14 protein-coding genes are annotated in these 16,147 nt (G+C 60.9%); 8 read left to right on the top strand and 6 right to left on the bottom strand.

All coding sequences use genetic code 11. The features are described 5' to 3' along the window. Positions 1 to 367: 367 nt before the first annotated feature. Positions 368 to 1,312: a LysR family transcriptional regulator gene (locus ACTJLB_RS15050; protein ID WP_440783723.1), complete on the bottom strand. Its 945-nt coding sequence runs from the start codon at positions 1,310 to 1,312 to the stop codon at positions 368 to 370. Between the two features lie 133 nt (positions 1,313 to 1,445). Between ACTJLB_RS15050 and ACTJLB_RS15045 the strand changes: the two genes are divergently transcribed. Further along, on the top strand, positions 1,446 to 2,210 hold the full coding sequence (locus tag ACTJLB_RS15045) for an SDR family oxidoreductase (protein WP_440783722.1): 765 nt from the start codon (positions 1,446 to 1,448) through the stop codon (positions 2,208 to 2,210). A gap of 73 nt (positions 2,211 to 2,283) precedes the next feature. Beyond that, positions 2,284 to 3,075, top strand: coding sequence for an SDR family NAD(P)-dependent oxidoreductase (locus ACTJLB_RS15040; protein WP_392394833.1), 792 nt, complete (start codon positions 2,284 to 2,286; stop codon positions 3,073 to 3,075). A gap of 160 nt (positions 3,076 to 3,235) precedes the next feature. On the opposite strand, the gene ACTJLB_RS15035 is transcribed toward ACTJLB_RS15040, so the two are convergent. From ACTJLB_RS15035 to ACTJLB_RS15020, 4 genes are all read right to left on the bottom strand, one after another. After that, the gene (locus tag ACTJLB_RS15035; protein ID WP_440783721.1) at positions 3,236 to 4,366 is read right to left on the bottom strand and encodes an amidohydrolase family protein; all 1,131 of its coding nucleotides are present in this window, start codon (positions 4,364 to 4,366) and stop codon (positions 3,236 to 3,238) included. A 2-nt stretch (positions 4,367 to 4,368) separates the two neighbouring features. Further along, positions 4,369 to 5,676: an MFS transporter gene (locus tag ACTJLB_RS15030; RefSeq protein ID WP_408175751.1), complete on the bottom strand. Its 1,308-nt coding sequence runs from the start codon at positions 5,674 to 5,676 to the stop codon at positions 4,369 to 4,371. A 72-nt stretch (positions 5,677 to 5,748) separates the two neighbouring features. After that, positions 5,749 to 7,023 (bottom strand): CaiB/BaiF CoA transferase family protein, encoded by a 1,275-nt coding sequence (locus ACTJLB_RS15025; protein WP_020068764.1) that lies wholly within the window; start codon positions 7,021 to 7,023, stop codon positions 5,749 to 5,751. Beyond that, a complete protein-coding gene (locus ACTJLB_RS15020) occupies positions 7,020 to 8,006 on the bottom strand; it encodes a hydroxymethylglutaryl-CoA lyase (protein WP_440783720.1) in 987 nt (328 codons plus the stop codon). Before ACTJLB_RS15020 ends, ACTJLB_RS15025 begins: the two co-directional genes overlap by 4 nt. A 337-nt stretch (positions 8,007 to 8,343) precedes the next feature. Between ACTJLB_RS15020 and ACTJLB_RS15015 the strand changes: the two genes are divergently transcribed. Then, entirely contained in the window at positions 8,344 to 9,120 is a 777-nt protein-coding gene (locus tag ACTJLB_RS15015) for an IclR family transcriptional regulator (protein WP_033379624.1), read from the top strand. Positions 9,121 to 9,335: 215 nt separating this feature from the next. Here ACTJLB_RS15015 and ACTJLB_RS15010 read toward each other — a convergent pair whose 3' ends face one another. Beyond that, positions 9,336 to 9,971 carry a DJ-1/PfpI family protein gene (locus ACTJLB_RS15010; RefSeq protein WP_440783719.1) on the bottom strand — a complete coding sequence of 212 codons (636 nt, stop codon included), beginning with the start codon at positions 9,969 to 9,971 and terminating at the stop codon, positions 9,336 to 9,338. An 82-nt stretch (positions 9,972 to 10,053) separates the two neighbouring features. Between ACTJLB_RS15010 and ACTJLB_RS15005 the strand changes: the two genes are divergently transcribed. The 5 genes from ACTJLB_RS15005 to ACTJLB_RS14985 all read left to right on the top strand — a co-directional run bounded on the left by ACTJLB_RS15005 (position 10,054) and on the right by ACTJLB_RS14985 (position 16,147). Beyond that, positions 10,054 to 11,385, top strand: a complete 1,332-nt coding sequence (locus tag ACTJLB_RS15005) for a PLP-dependent aminotransferase family protein (protein WP_440783718.1) — start codon at positions 10,054 to 10,056, stop codon at positions 11,383 to 11,385. 174 nt (positions 11,386 to 11,559) lie between these two features. After that, on the top strand, positions 11,560 to 13,932 hold the full coding sequence (locus tag ACTJLB_RS15000) for a bifunctional salicylyl-CoA 5-hydroxylase/oxidoreductase (protein WP_440783717.1): 2,373 nt from the start codon (positions 11,560 to 11,562) through the stop codon (positions 13,930 to 13,932). Beyond that, on the top strand, positions 13,929 to 14,702 hold the full coding sequence (locus tag ACTJLB_RS14995; RefSeq protein ID WP_440783716.1) for an SDR family NAD(P)-dependent oxidoreductase: 774 nt from the start codon (positions 13,929 to 13,931) through the stop codon (positions 14,700 to 14,702). The genes ACTJLB_RS15000 and ACTJLB_RS14995 overlap by 4 nt, the downstream gene beginning before the upstream one ends. Beyond that, a complete protein-coding gene (locus ACTJLB_RS14990) occupies positions 14,699 to 15,271 on the top strand; it encodes a MarR family winged helix-turn-helix transcriptional regulator (RefSeq protein WP_440783715.1) in 573 nt (190 codons plus the stop codon). Before ACTJLB_RS14995 ends, ACTJLB_RS14990 begins: the two co-directional genes overlap by 4 nt. A gap of 24 nt (positions 15,272 to 15,295) precedes the next feature. After that, positions 15,296 to 16,147 (top strand): enoyl-CoA hydratase family protein, encoded by an 852-nt coding sequence (locus tag ACTJLB_RS14985; RefSeq protein ID WP_440783714.1) that lies wholly within the window; start codon positions 15,296 to 15,298, stop codon positions 16,145 to 16,147.

Raw genomic sequence — 16,147 nt, 5'->3', positions numbered from 1 at the left:
ACTATCAAATGGCTTCGACAAACTCCAGGCGTCAATCACACGGGCCTATGCCTGCAGATGTCACGGCAGGTGACGACACGGGAGAACCTGATTCGACGCCGCGCTGTTCGGCCGATCACGAGCGCCGCTCCCGTCGCTCTCGCCTCGCTGACCTTATAGAGGCGGAGGAAAGCCACGCTAAAGGAGGGGCGATCGCGGTGAGCTTCGCCGTCGTCTCCAGGAAGCGATGGCCGCGGTAATGGAGACCTCCCAACCGCGATGAACGTCGTCGTCAGTCGAGGCTCGGCTTGCGGCATGACATGGGCTACTGACGAGGCAGCAGACCGTCATCGTCCGCATGTGTGGGTCGCACGTTCCAGACGCGCGTTCAACTGGCCCTCGACGTGACGGCTGTCCGGCTTTCGTCGTCCCGATCCCATGGCGGCGTCCCGCCGAATGCATCGACCAGGAAATCGATCATCACCCGCACCCTGGCGCTCAGGTGTCGACGGCTCGGATACATGGCGAGTATGTCGATCTCAGGCAGACAATACTCGGGCAACACGCGAACGAGCGTGCCGGCACGTAGGTCGTTGCCGATCAGGAATGTGGGTTGCCAGATCACTCCTTGCCCGGCGAGTGCTGCTGCGCGCGCTGTATCGCCGTTATTCGTATGCAAGTGACAGTCGACCTTCACCGTGTGGGTCTTGCGGCCAGCATCGATCAGTTGCCACTCATCGCCGGTGGCTGCATACGTGTACCCGATGCAGCGATGTTCCATCAGGTCCGCTGGCGTCGCCGGCACTCCCGCGCGAGCCAGATAGTCCGGCGACGCGCACAGAATGTTCTGCGATGTCGCCAGTTTGCGGGCTGCATGGTTCGATGAACCGGCACGCGAAATGCGAATGGCGAGATCGTAGCCTTCATCGACGATATCGACGATGCGGTCGATCAGTCCAACGTCGATTTCGATGCCGGGATATTTCCGCATGAACTCCGGCCATAGCGGCGCCAAATATTGAATGCCGAAGCTCACAGGCGCGTTGATACGCAGGCGTCCGCGTGGCTGCACCGACGCCGACGACACCAGCCCTTCTGTATCGGCGACATCGTCGAGAATGGATTTGCAGCGGGCGTACAGCGTCTCGCCGCCCTCGGTTAGAGAAAGCGTGCGGGACGTGCGATTCAACAGGCGCGTGCCCAGGTGTGTTTCCAGTTCGTTCACATAGCGGGTCACGTTGGCAGGCGACGTGCCTAGTACTTCCGCCGCGCGCCCAAAGCCGCCACGGCTCACCACGGTCACGAAAACTTCAAAGGCGCGCAAGCGGTCCATCTCGACTCCGATCATTCACAAAAGCTGACTGATACGACCATGTTTTTGGCCTTTCCGCTATCGGGACTGAAGCCTATATTGCTTCCACGGGCCAAGGCATAGGGCACTGGCCGAATGCATCAGGAGAGAGAACATGCAACGCTTGACCGGAAAAGTCGCTATCGTGACAGGTGCCAGTGCAGGTATTGGCCGCGCTACTGCAAAGTTGTTCGCGAAGGAGGGCGCCAACGTCGTCATTGCCGCCCGGCGCGCGGCGGAACTCGAAGCGCTGGCTGCGGAGATCGCAAGCGAAGGTGGCGAAGCCGCATATCTGGCGGGCGACGTGCAATCGGAAGAGTTTGCGAAGGCGCTGGTGGAACTTGCCGTTGGGCGCTTTGGCCGTCTGGATATCGCCTACAACAACGCCGGTACGCTGGGCGAGATGGGCCCGAGCACCGGCATTTCCGAAGCCGGCTGGAACGCCGCGCTTGCGACCAATCTAACGAGTGCGTTCCTCGGAGCGAAACACCAGATACCTGAAATGCTCAAGCAAGGTGGCGGATCGATCATCTTCACGTCGACGTTCGTCGGTTACTCGTTCGCGTTTCCGGGTACCGCGGCTTACGCGGCGAGCAAGGCCGGACTGATTGGCCTGACGCAGGCGCTCGCCGCCGAATACGGCGCGCAAGGCGTGCGCGTCAACGCGGTGTTGCCGGGCGCCGTGGATACGGAGATGTATCGCGGCATGAACGACAGCGACGAATCGCAGGCATTCGTGACCGGGCTGCACGCGCTGAAGCGCGTCGCCAAGCCGGAAGAACTGGCGCGGTCGGTGCTCTATCTCGCCTCGGACGATTCGTCCTTCGTGACCGGTACCGCCTCACTGGTCGATGGTGGCGCATCCATTACACGTACGTGAACCCTTTGGCGGCATCCGGCATCAAAGCTTCGACGCCGCCGTACTTACTTCAACCACGGAAAGGAATTCACTCATGGACTTGAATCTCACAGGCAAACTCGCACTCGTAAGCGGCAGTACAGCCGGCATCGGTTTCGCTATCGCGAGCACGTTGGCGCAGGAAGGCGCACGTGTGATCGTGAACGGCCGCTCGCAGTCATCCGTGGATGACGTGGTCGCACAGCTGAAAGCGGAGACCGGCACCGACGTGCAGGGATTCGCGGGCGACCTCAGTACGGCCGCTTCGGCAGAAGAACTCGCACGACGCTATCCGAACGTGGAAATCCTCGTGAACAATCTGGGCATCTTCGAGCCGAAGCCGTTTGAAGAGATTCCCGACGCGGACTGGCAGCGTTTCTTCGACGTCAACGTCCTGAGCGGCGTACGTCTCGCTCGCCTGTTTTTGCCCGCGATGAAAAAGGCCGACTGGGGCCGCATTATTTTCATTTCGAGCGAAAGCGGGGTGCAGATTCCCGCAGAGATGATCCACTACGGGATGACGAAAACCGCGCAACTGGCGGTTGCGCGCGGACTCGCGGAGGCAGTTGCGGGCACGGGCATTACGGTGAACAGCGTGCTGCCCGGACCGACGAAGTCGCGGGGCGTGGGCGATTTTGTGGAGTCTCTTGCCAAGGCCGACGGCAAGTCGTTCGAAGCGTTTGAGAAGGAGTTCTTCGAGAAGGTGCGTCCCACATCGCTCATCAAGCGATTCGGCACGCCGCAGGAAGTCGCCTCGCTCGTGGCCTATGTCGCCAGTCCGCTTGCGTCGGCCACGACGGGAGCTGCGTTGCGGGCCGACGGAGGGGTCATAAAGAGCGCATTTTAAGGGGGCGCTCGGGTTGGTGCCGGGCTCTCTGCGTGTTTGGTGGGTCGCTTTTTTGGACGCAGTGGGCCCGGTTGATGCGTTTTCTTTTGATGCGGGACGAAGCGGCATTGTCGAATGCGCATCGCCAGATTCACCTAGTCGCTCGTGCTTCGCATTTCGCTCAAGCAAGCCGATACACTGTGGATGCCGTCCCGCCGAAGAGCGCAGCACGTTCACCAACGCTGGCTTGCGCAGTCAGCCGCTTGAAGGCGTTCCAGCCATTGCTGTACGGGTACGAGCCTTTGTCGACAGGAAAATTGCTCTCAAACATGCAACGGCTCGCACCAAATGCCTCGATGCATGTATGCATCCACGGCTTCCAGGTTTCGGCCAGTTCAACAGAGGATGGCGGTCGCTCACCCTTTTCAAAGTCGAAGCCGTTGATCCGCATCCCCATGCCGCCAACCTTGACATAGACATTCGGCAACTGTGCCAGTTGACGCATGGACCGCGACCAGCTTTCGAACACCTCGTTTCGCTTGTCCGCGTAGCTGGCGATGCGCACGATTCCGCCACAATGGTTAATGATGATCGGCAGGTCAGGGAAAGTCTTTGCGAGGTCGTATAGTTCCGGAATTTGTGGAAAGAACAGCCACGCGTCGTATGACAGGCCGCGTGGCGCCAGCTGCGCGACACCTTCACGATATTTTGGGTCAAGCAACAGACCGCGCGGAACCGCAGACAGCGGATTGACCAGCGTTTGATCCGCGTCCCAGGTGACCAGATGCCGAACGCCCCGGAAGCGCCCTTTGCCTGCCTCAATATGGGCGTCCAGAACGCTTTGCACGGCAGCGCCGCGACGAAGGTCCGCGTAACCCACGATGCCCTTTGCGACCTGTGGCGAACCGGCGGGCAGCGCCCCAACGGCGTTCGCGACATACTCCGTTTCTCCCACGGGTCTTAGCTCCTCCGGCCCCGTCTGACGGTAGCGAGTGAGCCCCTGCATGAATACGGACGCCGTAATGTTGTGTCCGGAGCGAACGTCTACCAGATAGTCGTCGAGCAGGTAGATCCAGCCGGGACGCTCATAGAAATGATGGTGCGCGTCGATAATCGGCATCTCCGGCTCAATCGCGGCTTCAGTTCCTGACGCGAGCCATTCCGGGCGTACCGGGAGATAGTTGCTGGTCGTCTTCATGTTGCGCGTGTCCTCTGCGGCGAACGCATACCTGGTGTCGATGGCGGAGGCCGCAACCGATGCAGCGGCAACCGCGAGGAACCTGCGTCTGCCTCGTGAATGGATCATGTCCATAGTCATTTCTCGCGGTTGAACGCATACAGCGATAGGGTCAAGAGAGTCGTGATGCCGAGCACGATCGCAAGCCCCATCATTCCGGCCGTGAAGGTGCCGTAACTGTCTTTGAGGTAGCCGACCAGGTATGGTCCGGCGAAGCCTCCCAATGCGCCAATCGAATTGATCAGGGCGAAGCCACCAGCCGCTGCCTGTCCCGATAGAAAACGAGCGGGCAATGTGTAGAAGATTGTTCGTCCGGCAATCGTGCCAATGAGTGCCAGGGTTACGCCGACCATTGCAGGCCCGAGTTGGTGGAAATGGGTCGATACACCAAGTGCCACGCCACCAATAAGCAGGCCGGCAGCAAGGTTCGCAATGGCGCCTCCGCGGCGATCCACACGTTTGGCCCACCACAGCAGTGCGATCGTGGCAAAGAAATAAGGCACCGCAGAGAGCCATCCGGTCTGAGCGACGGTCATCCCGTGCGCCTTGAGCATCTGGGGCAGCCAGATGCCGATCCCATACGATCCCATCGTAAAACCGAAGGAGATCAGCGCGAGAATGTAGACACGCACATCCCTGAGTGCGGCACCGAAGTGCTTTTCCTTCCGGCTAGAAGACCCTTCCCTGTCAAACGCGCCCTGAAGAGCGTCGCGCTCCGCGGGTGACAGCCATTTGGCATCTGCAGGTCGGTCTGCGAGCATCTTGAGCACGAGAAAGCCGACTACGCACGCGGGCAATCCTTCGATGATGAACATCCACCTCCAGCCTGCCAGCCCCAACACGCCATCCAAATGGAGCAGCCACGTCGAAAGCGGTGCCCCGATCAGAGAAGAAAGCGGCGTGGAGACGGTGAACCACGCCAGCACGCGGGTGCGATATTGAGCGGGAAACCACAGGGCCAGGAAGAAGATCACGCCAGGAAAGAAGCCCGCTTCACCAATTCCCAACAGCAGCCGAATCACATAGAAGCTGTTCGGTCCCACAGCAAAGGAGGTCGCTGCAGCCATGAGGCCCCACGTGATCATGATGCGGGCAAGCCAGCGTCGCGCGCCGAAGCGATAGAGGGCGAGGTTGCTCGGGACTTCACAGATGCAATATCCCGCGAACATGATGCCGGCGCCCCAGCCGAATTGGGTCGCCGTGAGCCCCAGATCCTTGTTCATGGTCAGAGCGGCGAAGCCAACGCTGGTACGGTCGAGATAGTTGAAAAAGTATGCGAGCGCGAGCAGTGGAATAAAGCGCCACGCTGCTTTGCGCACCGCCTGCTGTTCGATCGAACTGGCGTTGAGGCTGTCGGAAACCATGCCGGGGGAAATTGATGTCATTGTCGTCTCCATAACTTCGCCGGTCCGCTGCAAGAATTGGCGCGGCCGGGTGATTTCTTGCGCTCAGCGGCTTCAGGCGCTGGCAAGCTCGTTTGCGGATGGGCTCGCCTGATCGCCCGGCTGCCATTCCTGACAGCGGACAACGCCGGCTTCAGCCAACTGCCTCAGGTCGTCGGCCGTGTATCCGAGCTCCTCGAGAAGCGCCTGCGTGTTCTGCCCGAGCGCCGGCGGCGCAGCGCGCAAACGCAGCCGTTCGCCGGCAAGGGTCAAGGGCAACAATGCGGTTCTCGTATTAACAGGCTCTCCGGCTCCGCTTGCATCCGGCGGCAACGTGACGTCCGCGAGTCCGCCGGTGGCGAGCAGGTGCGGATCGTCAAACAAATCCTGGGGTTTGGTGATCGGAGCGTAAGGCAGTCCAATCCGCTCGAAAATCTGGCTGATCTGCGCCGCGCTGAACCCTTCCATGTGCTTGCGCAACCGGGGCAGCAACCACTCCCGCGCCTGGACTCGCTGGTTGTTGGTGGCGATCCGCTCGTCCGCTTTGAGGTCATCCAGCCCGAGCGCATCGCAGAAGAGCGCCCACTGGGTGTCAGACACCACTGCAAGAAATATCTGCTCTCCATTCTTGACCGAGAACACGTCATAGACGGCCCATGCCGAGATGCGGCTTGGCATCGGCGCAGCGGCTTTGCCAGTGACTGCAAACTGCATCATGTGCTGCGCGACGAGAAACACGTTGTTTTCGAACAGCGCGCTCTGCACTTCCTGACCATGGCCCGTGCGTTCACGCTGAGCGAGTGCGGCCATCGCACCGATGGCGCCGAACATGCCGCCCATGATGTCGTTGACACTCGTCCCAGCGCGCAGCGGACGTCCTTCGGGGCCCGTCATATATGCGAGGCCGCCCATCATTTGCACGACCTCGTCCAGTGCCGTGCGATGGTCGTAAGGCCCCGGGAGAAATCCTTTGTGCGAGACGTAGATAAGGCGTGGATTGAGCTTCGACAGCGCGGCGTAACCAAGCCCCAGCTTGTTCATCGTTCCGGACTTGAAGTTTTCGCTGAAGATGTCGGCGCTGCCCAGAAGCTTGTGCACGATTTCCAGCCCACGTGGATCTTTTACGTCGACGGCGATGCTTTTCTTGTTGCGGTTGAAAGTGCTGAAGAAGCCTGCGCCGGAACCTCGGAGGGCACGCGTGCTGTCGCCAGCAATAGGCTCCACCTTGATCACCTCTGCTCCGAGATCTGCGAGCACCATCCCGCACGTAGGACCCATCACCATGTGGGTCATCTCGATCACACGGACGCCGCTATACGGCAGCGATTGATTCTGCTGCAGATCATTCATTGCGCAACTCCCTTCAGACAGCCGTCGGGCTGCACAGCGCTCGGGCTACGGCCGTCGGCATACTTGAATCCCTTAGGAAGGCCGGCGTCCTGAACGTGTCCGTATAAAGCTTCTCCGGGCAGGGCTTCGGTCAGGATCGAGCGCGCTGCTACGAGAGCATCAATGTCAATCCCGGTGTCGTGTCCCATGGATTCAAGGAGAAACGCGAGGTCTTCGGTCACGATGTTGCCGGTCGCCCCTGGAGCATATGGACATCCGCCAAGACCGGCCTGGCTGGAGTCGATCGTCTTCACTCCCGCCTCGAGTGCCGCCACTACATTGGCCAAGCCTTGCCCGCGTGTGTTGTGAAAGTGGGCACCACCCGCCTTGCTGCCGAACTCACTTTGCAGACGGCGGAACAGACGACGCACCTGCGTAGGGTTTGCGTAGCCGCTGGTGTCCGACAGGCCGATTTCATCGACACCGCACTCCGCCATCGCCGCACACATGCGGATCGTCTCATCGTCGCTAACCGCGCCCGCGATCGTGCAGCCGAAGGCCACTGAAACGCCGGCTTCGATTGCAATGCCCGGAAACTCACCATCTCGCAACGCGACGATCTGCCGGACCTCTTCGATCATCTGGCCGGTCGTCTTGCGGATGTTGGCCATCGAATGCTCGTTGGTTACCGATACCGGCAAGGTCACTTTGTGGACACTGGATTCGAACGCCGCCCGGCAACCGCGAAGATTCGGTGCAAGGACGGCAACGTGCAGACCGGGAATAGTCAGGGCGTGTGCCACGACCTCCCGTATGTCAGCCATCTGGGGCAGCAGTCTTGCTGGCACGAACGAACCCACTTCTATTTCTTTCAGCCCCGCTGCCGCGAGTGCCGAGATCCACCGCAACTTCGCCTGCGTTGGCATGACGCTTTTGATGCTCTGAAGGCCGTCGCGCGGACCAACCTCGCTGATCAGCACTGGAAAAGAGGGAGAGACATCCACGATATGCTCCTTTTCGTTCTGCCTAAGAGAACGCCGTTCTGTTGTTGAAAACTATACGGTTGAGGCGTGGGCTGATCAAGCGGGTAAACCCGCCAGATTGATCTGTTTAACGGAATATTGTTCTGTTAGACAGAACGATGGCGAGGGATTTAGCGCGTTTCTGGATCCATCGATCCGTAGGTGCCAATCGAGCCTGCCGGTATGACGCCGGCCGAGCGCCGCTGTTGGCCGTGACTTGCTGCTGATGGCTTGCAAGGTTTCACCCGTGACGCTTCCGTAATTGACGCGCGGCAAGCGAGTGTCTAGGATGGTTCTGTCTAACAGAACGGTATTCGGAATGCCCTCGAACGATGACGAAAAAGGCGGCGTGGCGGCACTCGACCGGGCGTTTGCCATTCTCGGAGTTTTCCAACCGGGCGAACGTGCGCTTTCCCTTGCGGAAATCGCTCGACGCACTGGCTTCTACAAAAGCACTATCTTGCGATTAATAGGTTCACTGGAACGTGGCGGTTTTATCCGCAGACTCGAGGACGGCAACTACTCGATTGGTCCTGAACCGCTCAGACTCGCGCAGATATTCCAGGAGTCGTTTCACATCCGCGAGGTCATTGAGCCGGTACTCCGGCAACTTTCTGCGGACTCCGGAGAGACGTCATCGTTCTATGTACGTCAAGGTGACTATCGCGTCGTTTTACATCGGGTCGAGCCGTCGCGGTCGGTACGTGTGTCGATCCGCGAAGGCGAGCGTTTTCCAATCGATCGCGGTGCGTCAGGAAAGATTCTCATCGCGTTTTCGAAACCCTCCCGGGCAAGTCACGATGCCGTGCGCGAAAGGTTGTGGGCTTTGTCTTATGGAGAACGGGATCCCGACACCGCGGCCGTGTCGGCTCCTGTGCTCGGTCCAAATAACGAACTTGCGGGCGCCTTGACCTTGTCCGGTCCGAAGGATCGCCTCGGAGCCACTGAGACAATGCGAGCTGCCTGCAACCTGTTGCTGACCGCTGCAGCAAGGGCGACCGCTGCCTTGGGAGGAGATCATCGAATCTTCGCATATGGAATGGCACTCGCCGCGCAGTTCGACTTTCCGCCGCCCACCGAAGTCCAGAAAGCCTGAGTGTGCAGTGACGGCTTATCGCGCGAAAACGGGTACCGGGGTGGCGATACCGCGTTCATCGTGACTGGCCGTTCATGGCCGACCACTGCCTGGCGCGATCGCGCGGCCCATGCCAGCTGCCACGTTGGCGATGCTTGCTTATCGTGATCGTCATGGGCACATTGACGCGCAACTATCCGATACCGGATCTGATGAGCGAACCGGTTTGAGGCGGCTCAACTCACGATTGATTGGCGCTGCCGGTCGCCGGCATCGGCAAGAAACGGTGCGATGTTCGCCATCGCGCGCTCGACGTAGATCTCCTTTTCACCCACGGGCGCCACGTAGTGAATCGCGTTGCGCGCAGCCTCAACGCCCTCCAGACGCGCAATCACCCACGCCGCCAGGTATTGCGACGACAAACATCCTCCCGCCGTTGCCACGTTCCGGTTTGCCACGAACGGCCGATCGAGCACCGCGACGCCGGCCTCCTCGACCCACGGCTTCGTGGTTGAGTCCGTACAGGCAGGCACGCCGTCGAGCAGCCCGAGCTTCGCGAGAATCAGCGTCCCCGAGCATTGCGCGCCCAACAGTTGGCGTTGCGGATCGAACGCGAGCCGCGACATCAGCCCCGTATCCGCCGCCACATCCCGCGTCCGGACGCCGCTGCCCACCAGCACGGCCTGCGCGTCCCTTGCCTCCTCCAGCGACGCTTGCGCTTCGACAACCACACCGTTCATCGACCGGACATGCGACGACGGGCTCGCTATCGACACCCGCCAGCCAGGCCTTTTGACCCGATTCAGAATGTTGAGCGCAATCAGCGAGTCGAGCTCGTTGAACCCGTCGAAGGTCAGAATGGCGATGTGCATGGCTTGCTCGCTGAACAGGGGTGAATTTGCATCGTAGATCCGGGTATCAATACAATCAAATAATTGTCATGGATACATTTCGATGCCCGAGCTCCGCTACAAACATCTCGTCGATCGATTGGCGGCCGAGATCCGCGCAGGCCGCTTGCAGCCCGGAACAAGATTGCCCACCCACCGCGAACTCGCCGCGCGCGAAGGCATCGCGTTGGTGACGGCCACGCGCGTCTACGCCGAGCTTCAGTCGATCGGCCTCGTGAGCGGCGAAACGGGGCGCGGTACGTTCGTGAAAGAGCCGCTGCCCCGTGGCGAAGGGATCGACTTGCATGCGTGGGACGCCGACACCGTCGATCTGAGCTTCAACTATCCGGCGAGTGCCGGTCAGGTTGCCTCGTTCAGGACGGCACTGCGCGACCTCGCGGGCGCCGGCGACCTGGCGGCGCTGCTGCGCTACCAGCCCCACGGCGGCCGCGAGCACCAACGCGCGACCGTCGCACGCCACCTCGCCGGAGCGGGATTGAGCGCCACGCCCGACACCGTCCTGCTCGTGAGCGGCGCACAGCATGGACTGGCGACGACCACGCTGGCGTTGCTGGAGCCCGGCGACGTGGTGGCCGTGGACTCACTGACCTATCCGGGATTCAAACTGGCCGCCGAGATCAACCGGCTGGAGCTCGTCGCGGTCCCGGCGGCGGGAAACGGTCCGGACCTCGACGCGCTGGCGGCGCTTTGCAAGCGTCGGCGTGTACGCGCTGTCTACACGATGCCGACGTTGCACAACCCGCTCGGCTGGGTGATGAGCGCGACGCGCCGGCGTGAGCTGGTCGCGATTGCGCGGCGGCACGGACTACTGATCATCGAGGACGCCGCTTACGCGTTCCTTGTCGAAAACGCGCCACTGCCGCTGGCATCGCTCGCGCCTGAGTTGACCGTCTACGTGTCGAGCCTGTCGAAAAGCGTCGCGACCGGGCTTCGTGTCGGATTCATTCATGCACCGGCCAGCTTCGTTCCAAAGCTCGAGCGAACCATCCGGGCAACCACCTGGAACACACCGGCGACCCTCACGGCGATCGCATGCGGCTGGCTCGAAGACGGCACGGTCGACCTGTTCGCGGCCGACAAACGCCGCGACGCCGCGGTGCGCCAGGCGATGGCCACTCGTTTGCTGAGCGGCGTGAAGCGGATCGGTCATCCGGTCTCGTACTTTCTATGGCTTCCGCTTGCCCAGGAAGTGCGCGCGGACGCGATTGCCATGGCCTTGAGGCGCGAGAAGATCGCCGTTTCGACTGCGCACCCGTTCGCCACGTCGCCGCATGTGCCGCATGCGATCCGGCTTGCGCTCGGCTCGGTCGGCTTGACGACGCTCGAACAGTCGCTGCAGACGGTTGCAGGGGTCATCGCCGATCAGACCTACTGACCGACGACAGTGCGACGCCGCGCTCGTCATCCCAGCGCGGCCGATCGCGCGTTGCGGCGTTTTGCCTGTGCCGGTTGCCAGAACGCCCGGGTAAACGCATCCACACATTTGCTTGACACCTAAACTATCTAGGCCTAAATTAACTCCACGAGCAAGTTCACAGTGGGGAGCAGCATGCGCATTGTCTGTATCGGCGGCGGCCCGGCCGGGCTGTACTTCGGCTTGTTGATGAAAAGCCGCGACCCGGCGCACGAGGTCATCGTCGTGGAACGCAATCGCCCGTACGATACTTTCGGCTGGGGCGTAGTGTTCTCGGATCAGACGCTGGGCAACCTGCGCGCCGCCGACGCCCCCAGCGCAAACGCCATACTCGACGCGTTCAATCATTGGGACGACATCGAAATCAATTTCCGCGGACGCCAGGTGCGTTCGTCCGGCCACGGGTTTTGCGGCATCGGTCGCAAGCGTCTGCTGAACATCTTGCAGGCCCGTTGCGAGGAACTGGGCGTAAAGCTCGTGTTCGAAACGCAGGTCACCGACGACACCGAATATCAGGCCGATCTCATCGTCGCGTGCGACGGAGCGAACAGCGCGATTCGTCAAAAGTACGCGTCGACCTATAAGCCCGACCTGGACATGCGCGATTGCCGCTTCGTCTGGCTCGGCACGCGAAAGCTATTCGACGCTTTCACGTTCGCGTTCGAAGAAACGCAGTTCGGCTGGTTTCAGGCGCACGCCTACCGTTTCGACGATCAAACGTCCACGTTCATTGTCGAAACTCCGGAGCGTGTGTGGCGCGCCGCCGGACTCGACGAAATGAGCAAGGAAGAGAGCATTGCATTCTGCGAAAAGCTCTTCGCGAAGTACCTGGACGGCAACGCGCTATTGTCGAACGCCGCGCATTTGCGCGGCTCGTCGCAATGGATTCGTTTCCCGCGCGTCGTCAACCAGGAATGGGTGCATTGGCGCAGCAATACCGACGGCACGCAAACGCCAGTCGTGCTGATGGGCGACGCCGCGCACACCGCGCATTTTTCAATCGGCTCGGGCACCAAGCTCGCGCTCGAAGATTCGATTGAACTCGCCAACAGCATCGGCGCGCATCCTGGCGATTTGCATGCTGCGTTGAAGCATTACACCGACGTGCGCAGCGTCGACGTATTGCGCATTCAGAACGCCGCCCGCAATTCGACCGAATGGTTCGAACACGTGGACCGCTACACATCGTTCGAGCCGGATCAGTTCGCTTATTCGCTGCTCACGCGCTCGCAGCGCATCTCGCACGAGAATCTGCGCGAGCGCGACGCGCGCTATGTGTCCAGCTTCGAAGATTGGCTCGCACGGCGTTCAGGCGTAGAACGCGCGCCGCAAAAACATTCGATTCCGCCAATGTTCACCCCATTCACATTGCGCGGCGTCACGTTGAAAAACCGTGTTGTCGTTTCGCCGATGGCCCAGTACTCAGCCGTCGACGGAATCGCTGGCGACTATCATCTGATGCATCTCGGCGCACGCGCAATGGGCGGTGCGGCGCTCGTCATGACCGAGATGACATGCGTGTCACCCGAAGCGCGCATCACGCCGGGATGCCCAGGCATGTATGCGCCGGAGCACCTCGCCGCATGGAAGCGAATTGTCGATCTCGTGCACGGGCAGTCCGACGCCAGGATCGGCATTCAGCTCGGACATTCCGGCGCAAAAGGATCGACGCGCGTGGCTTGGGAAGGCATCGATCAGCCGCTCACCGAAGGCAACTGGCCACTCATCTCGGCATCGCCGCAGCAGTATCTGCCGGGCATCAGCCAGCATTCGCGCGAAGCGACACACGAGGAGCTCCGCGAAATAGAAGCGCAGTTCGTGCGCGCGACGCAAATGTCGGCCGAAGCGGGTTTCGACTGGCTCGAATTGCACTGCGCTCATGGCTATTTCTTATCGAGCTTCCTCTCGCCGCTAACCAACCATCGCACCGATGAATACGGCGGCTCGCTGGAGAATCGTCTGCGTTATCCGCTACAGGTCTTCAAGGCGATTCGCGCAGTGTGGTCGCAAGACAAGCCCATTTCCGTGCGCATTTCAGCGAACGATTGGGTCGAAGGCGGCACCACGCCCGACGACGCCGTGCAGATCGCACGCGCGTTCAAGGCCGCGGGCGCAGACATGATCGACGTGTCGTCGGGCCAGGTCAGCAAGAACGAAAAGCCCGTATACGGCCGCATGTTTCAGACGCCGTTCGCCGATCGCGTGCGAAACGAAGCCGGCATCGCGACTATTGCGGTGGGCGCGATTTCGGAGGCGGATCACGTGAACAGCATTATCGCGGCCGGTCGCGCCGATCTGTGCGCGATCGCGCGTCCGCATCTCGCGAATCCATCGTGGACTTTGAACGAGGCCGCGAAGATCGGCTACTTCGACGTGACATGGCCGAATCAGTACACCGCCGCAAAGTCGCAACTCGAACGCAATCTGGAACGTGAACGCGCGCAGGTTGCGACAAATGCCGGCCTCTCGGCGCAAGAGCGCGCGCAGCGCGCGGAAGGAACCACGTGAACTCGATTCAATCTCCCCTTGCGGGACAACATGCCGTTGTTACAGGCGGCGGAAGCGGCATCGGCGCGGCCATTGCAGAGGCGCTGCTGCACGCCGGCGCGCGCGTTACGCTGATGGGCCGCAATTCGGCGCGGCTAGAGGCTCAGCGTGAAAAATGCCGCGCATGGGGCGACGTTGCATGCATTACCGTCGATGTCACGCAAGAAGAGTCCGTTGCACAAGCGTTCAACGAAGCTGGCGCCGTCGACATACTCATCAACAACGCGGGGCAGGCACAGGCCGCGCCGTTCACGCATACCGACATGCCGCTATGGCAGCGCATGCTCGACGTGAACCTCACCGGCGTTTTCCTCGGCACGCGCGCCGTGCTGCCGGGCATGCTCGAACGCAGACATGGGCGCATCGTCAACGTGGCGAGTACGGCGGGACAAATTGGCTACGCGTATGTCGCCGCATATTGCGCGGCAAAGCACGGCGTGATCGGTCTCACGCGCTCTCTCGCGCTCGAAGTTGCCACGAAAGGCGTGACGGTCAACGCCGTTTGCCCCGGCTATACCGAGACCGAACTGCTGCACGCGTCGCTGCAGCAGATCACCAGCAAGACGTCGCGCACGGAGGAGCAGGCTCGCGAAAGCCTGCTTCGCTCGAATCCGCAACATCGCTTTGTGAGTCCAGAACAGGTTGCCAATGCCGTGCTGTGGCTGTGTCAACCGGGTTCCGATGCAATCACGGGGCAATCCGTTTCCATCTCCGGTGGAGAAGTAATGTGACCAGGCCAGCCAACGTCAAGAGGATTGCAGCAAGCGATGCGAAGGCAGCAGAAACGAAAGCGCAGCGCAAAGGCGTTGCGAAGCCTGCGGAGAACGTCGTGGATCTGGAAATGAGCACTGGCGCGGACAGCCACATGGGCTTGCGCTTGTGGCTGCGCATGTTGACTACGACGAACCTCGTACAAGCCGAATTGCGCAAACGTCTGCGTAACGAATTCGACACTACGTTGCCGCGTTTCGACCTGATGGCCCAACTCGAACGTCATCCAGAAGGACTCAAGATGACGGAACTGTCGCGACGTCTGATGGTGACGGGCGGCAACGTGACCGGCATTACTGATCAACTGGAGAAAGAAGGGTTGGTCTCTCGCGATACCGACCCTAACGACCGCCGCTCAATCAGCGTGTGCCTTACTCCCGCAGGCCGCAAAGCGTTCGACAGAATGGCGGTCGCGCATGAGCAATGGGTCGTTGAATTATTTGGCGGACTCAGTCTCGAGGAAAAGTCGCGCACGCACCAGCGGCTCGGCAAATTGAAGAAACATCTGCTGGACAGTTTGAAAGACTAACGCCCAGCGACAGGAGACACGAACATGCCACATTCAAACGCCGACGCGCTGTTGGCCGGTAATCGCCTGACACTCGCAGGTTACGAAGCGCAGCACTTCGGCTGGTCGGTCGCGAACAAAGTCGCGACCATTACGTTGAACCGGCCCGAGCGCAAAAATCCGCTTACCTTTGAATCGTATGCCGAGCTGCGCGATCTGTTTCGCCAGCTCACGTATGCGACCGATGTGAAGGCCGTCGTGATCCACGGCGCGGGCGAAAACTTCTGCTCGGGCGGCGACGTGCACGACATCATCGCACCGCTGATCGATCTGCCGATGCCTGAACTGCTTCTCTTCACACGCATGACGGGCGACCTCGTCAAAGCCATGCGCCATTGTCCGCAGCCGGTGATTGCAGCGGTCGACGGCGTTTGCGCCGGCGCAGGCGCGATTCTCGCGATGGCCTCGGACATGCGTCTCGGCACTGCACGCAGCAAGCTCGCGTTTCTGTTTTCGCGCGTCGGCCTGGCGGGTTGCGATATGGGCGCGTGCTCGATCCTGCCGCGCATCATCGGTCAAGGGCGAGCGGCCGAACTGCTCTTCACGGGGCGCTCTGCCAGCGGCGACGAAGGCTACGCGTGGGGCTTCTATAACCGACTTTGCGAGCCTTCTGCACTTCTTGAGGACGCGCAACAGCTCGCCGCCGATCTCGTCGCCGGTCCGACATTCGCGCACGGCATCACGAAGAAGATGCTGCACCAGGAATGGAGCATGAGCATCGACGAAGCGATTGAATCCGAAGCACAGGCTCAAGCCATTTGCATGAGCACTCGCGATTTCGGGCGCGCTTATCAGGCGTTCGCCGCGAAGGCGCGCCCCGTCTTCGAGGGAGACTGA

Source organism: Paraburkholderia sp. 22098 (genome assembly GCF_052045935.1).
Taxonomy (GTDB): Bacteria; Pseudomonadota; Gammaproteobacteria; order Burkholderiales; family Burkholderiaceae; genus Paraburkholderia; species Paraburkholderia caledonica.
This window is presented reverse-complemented; position numbering and strand designations above follow the sequence as displayed.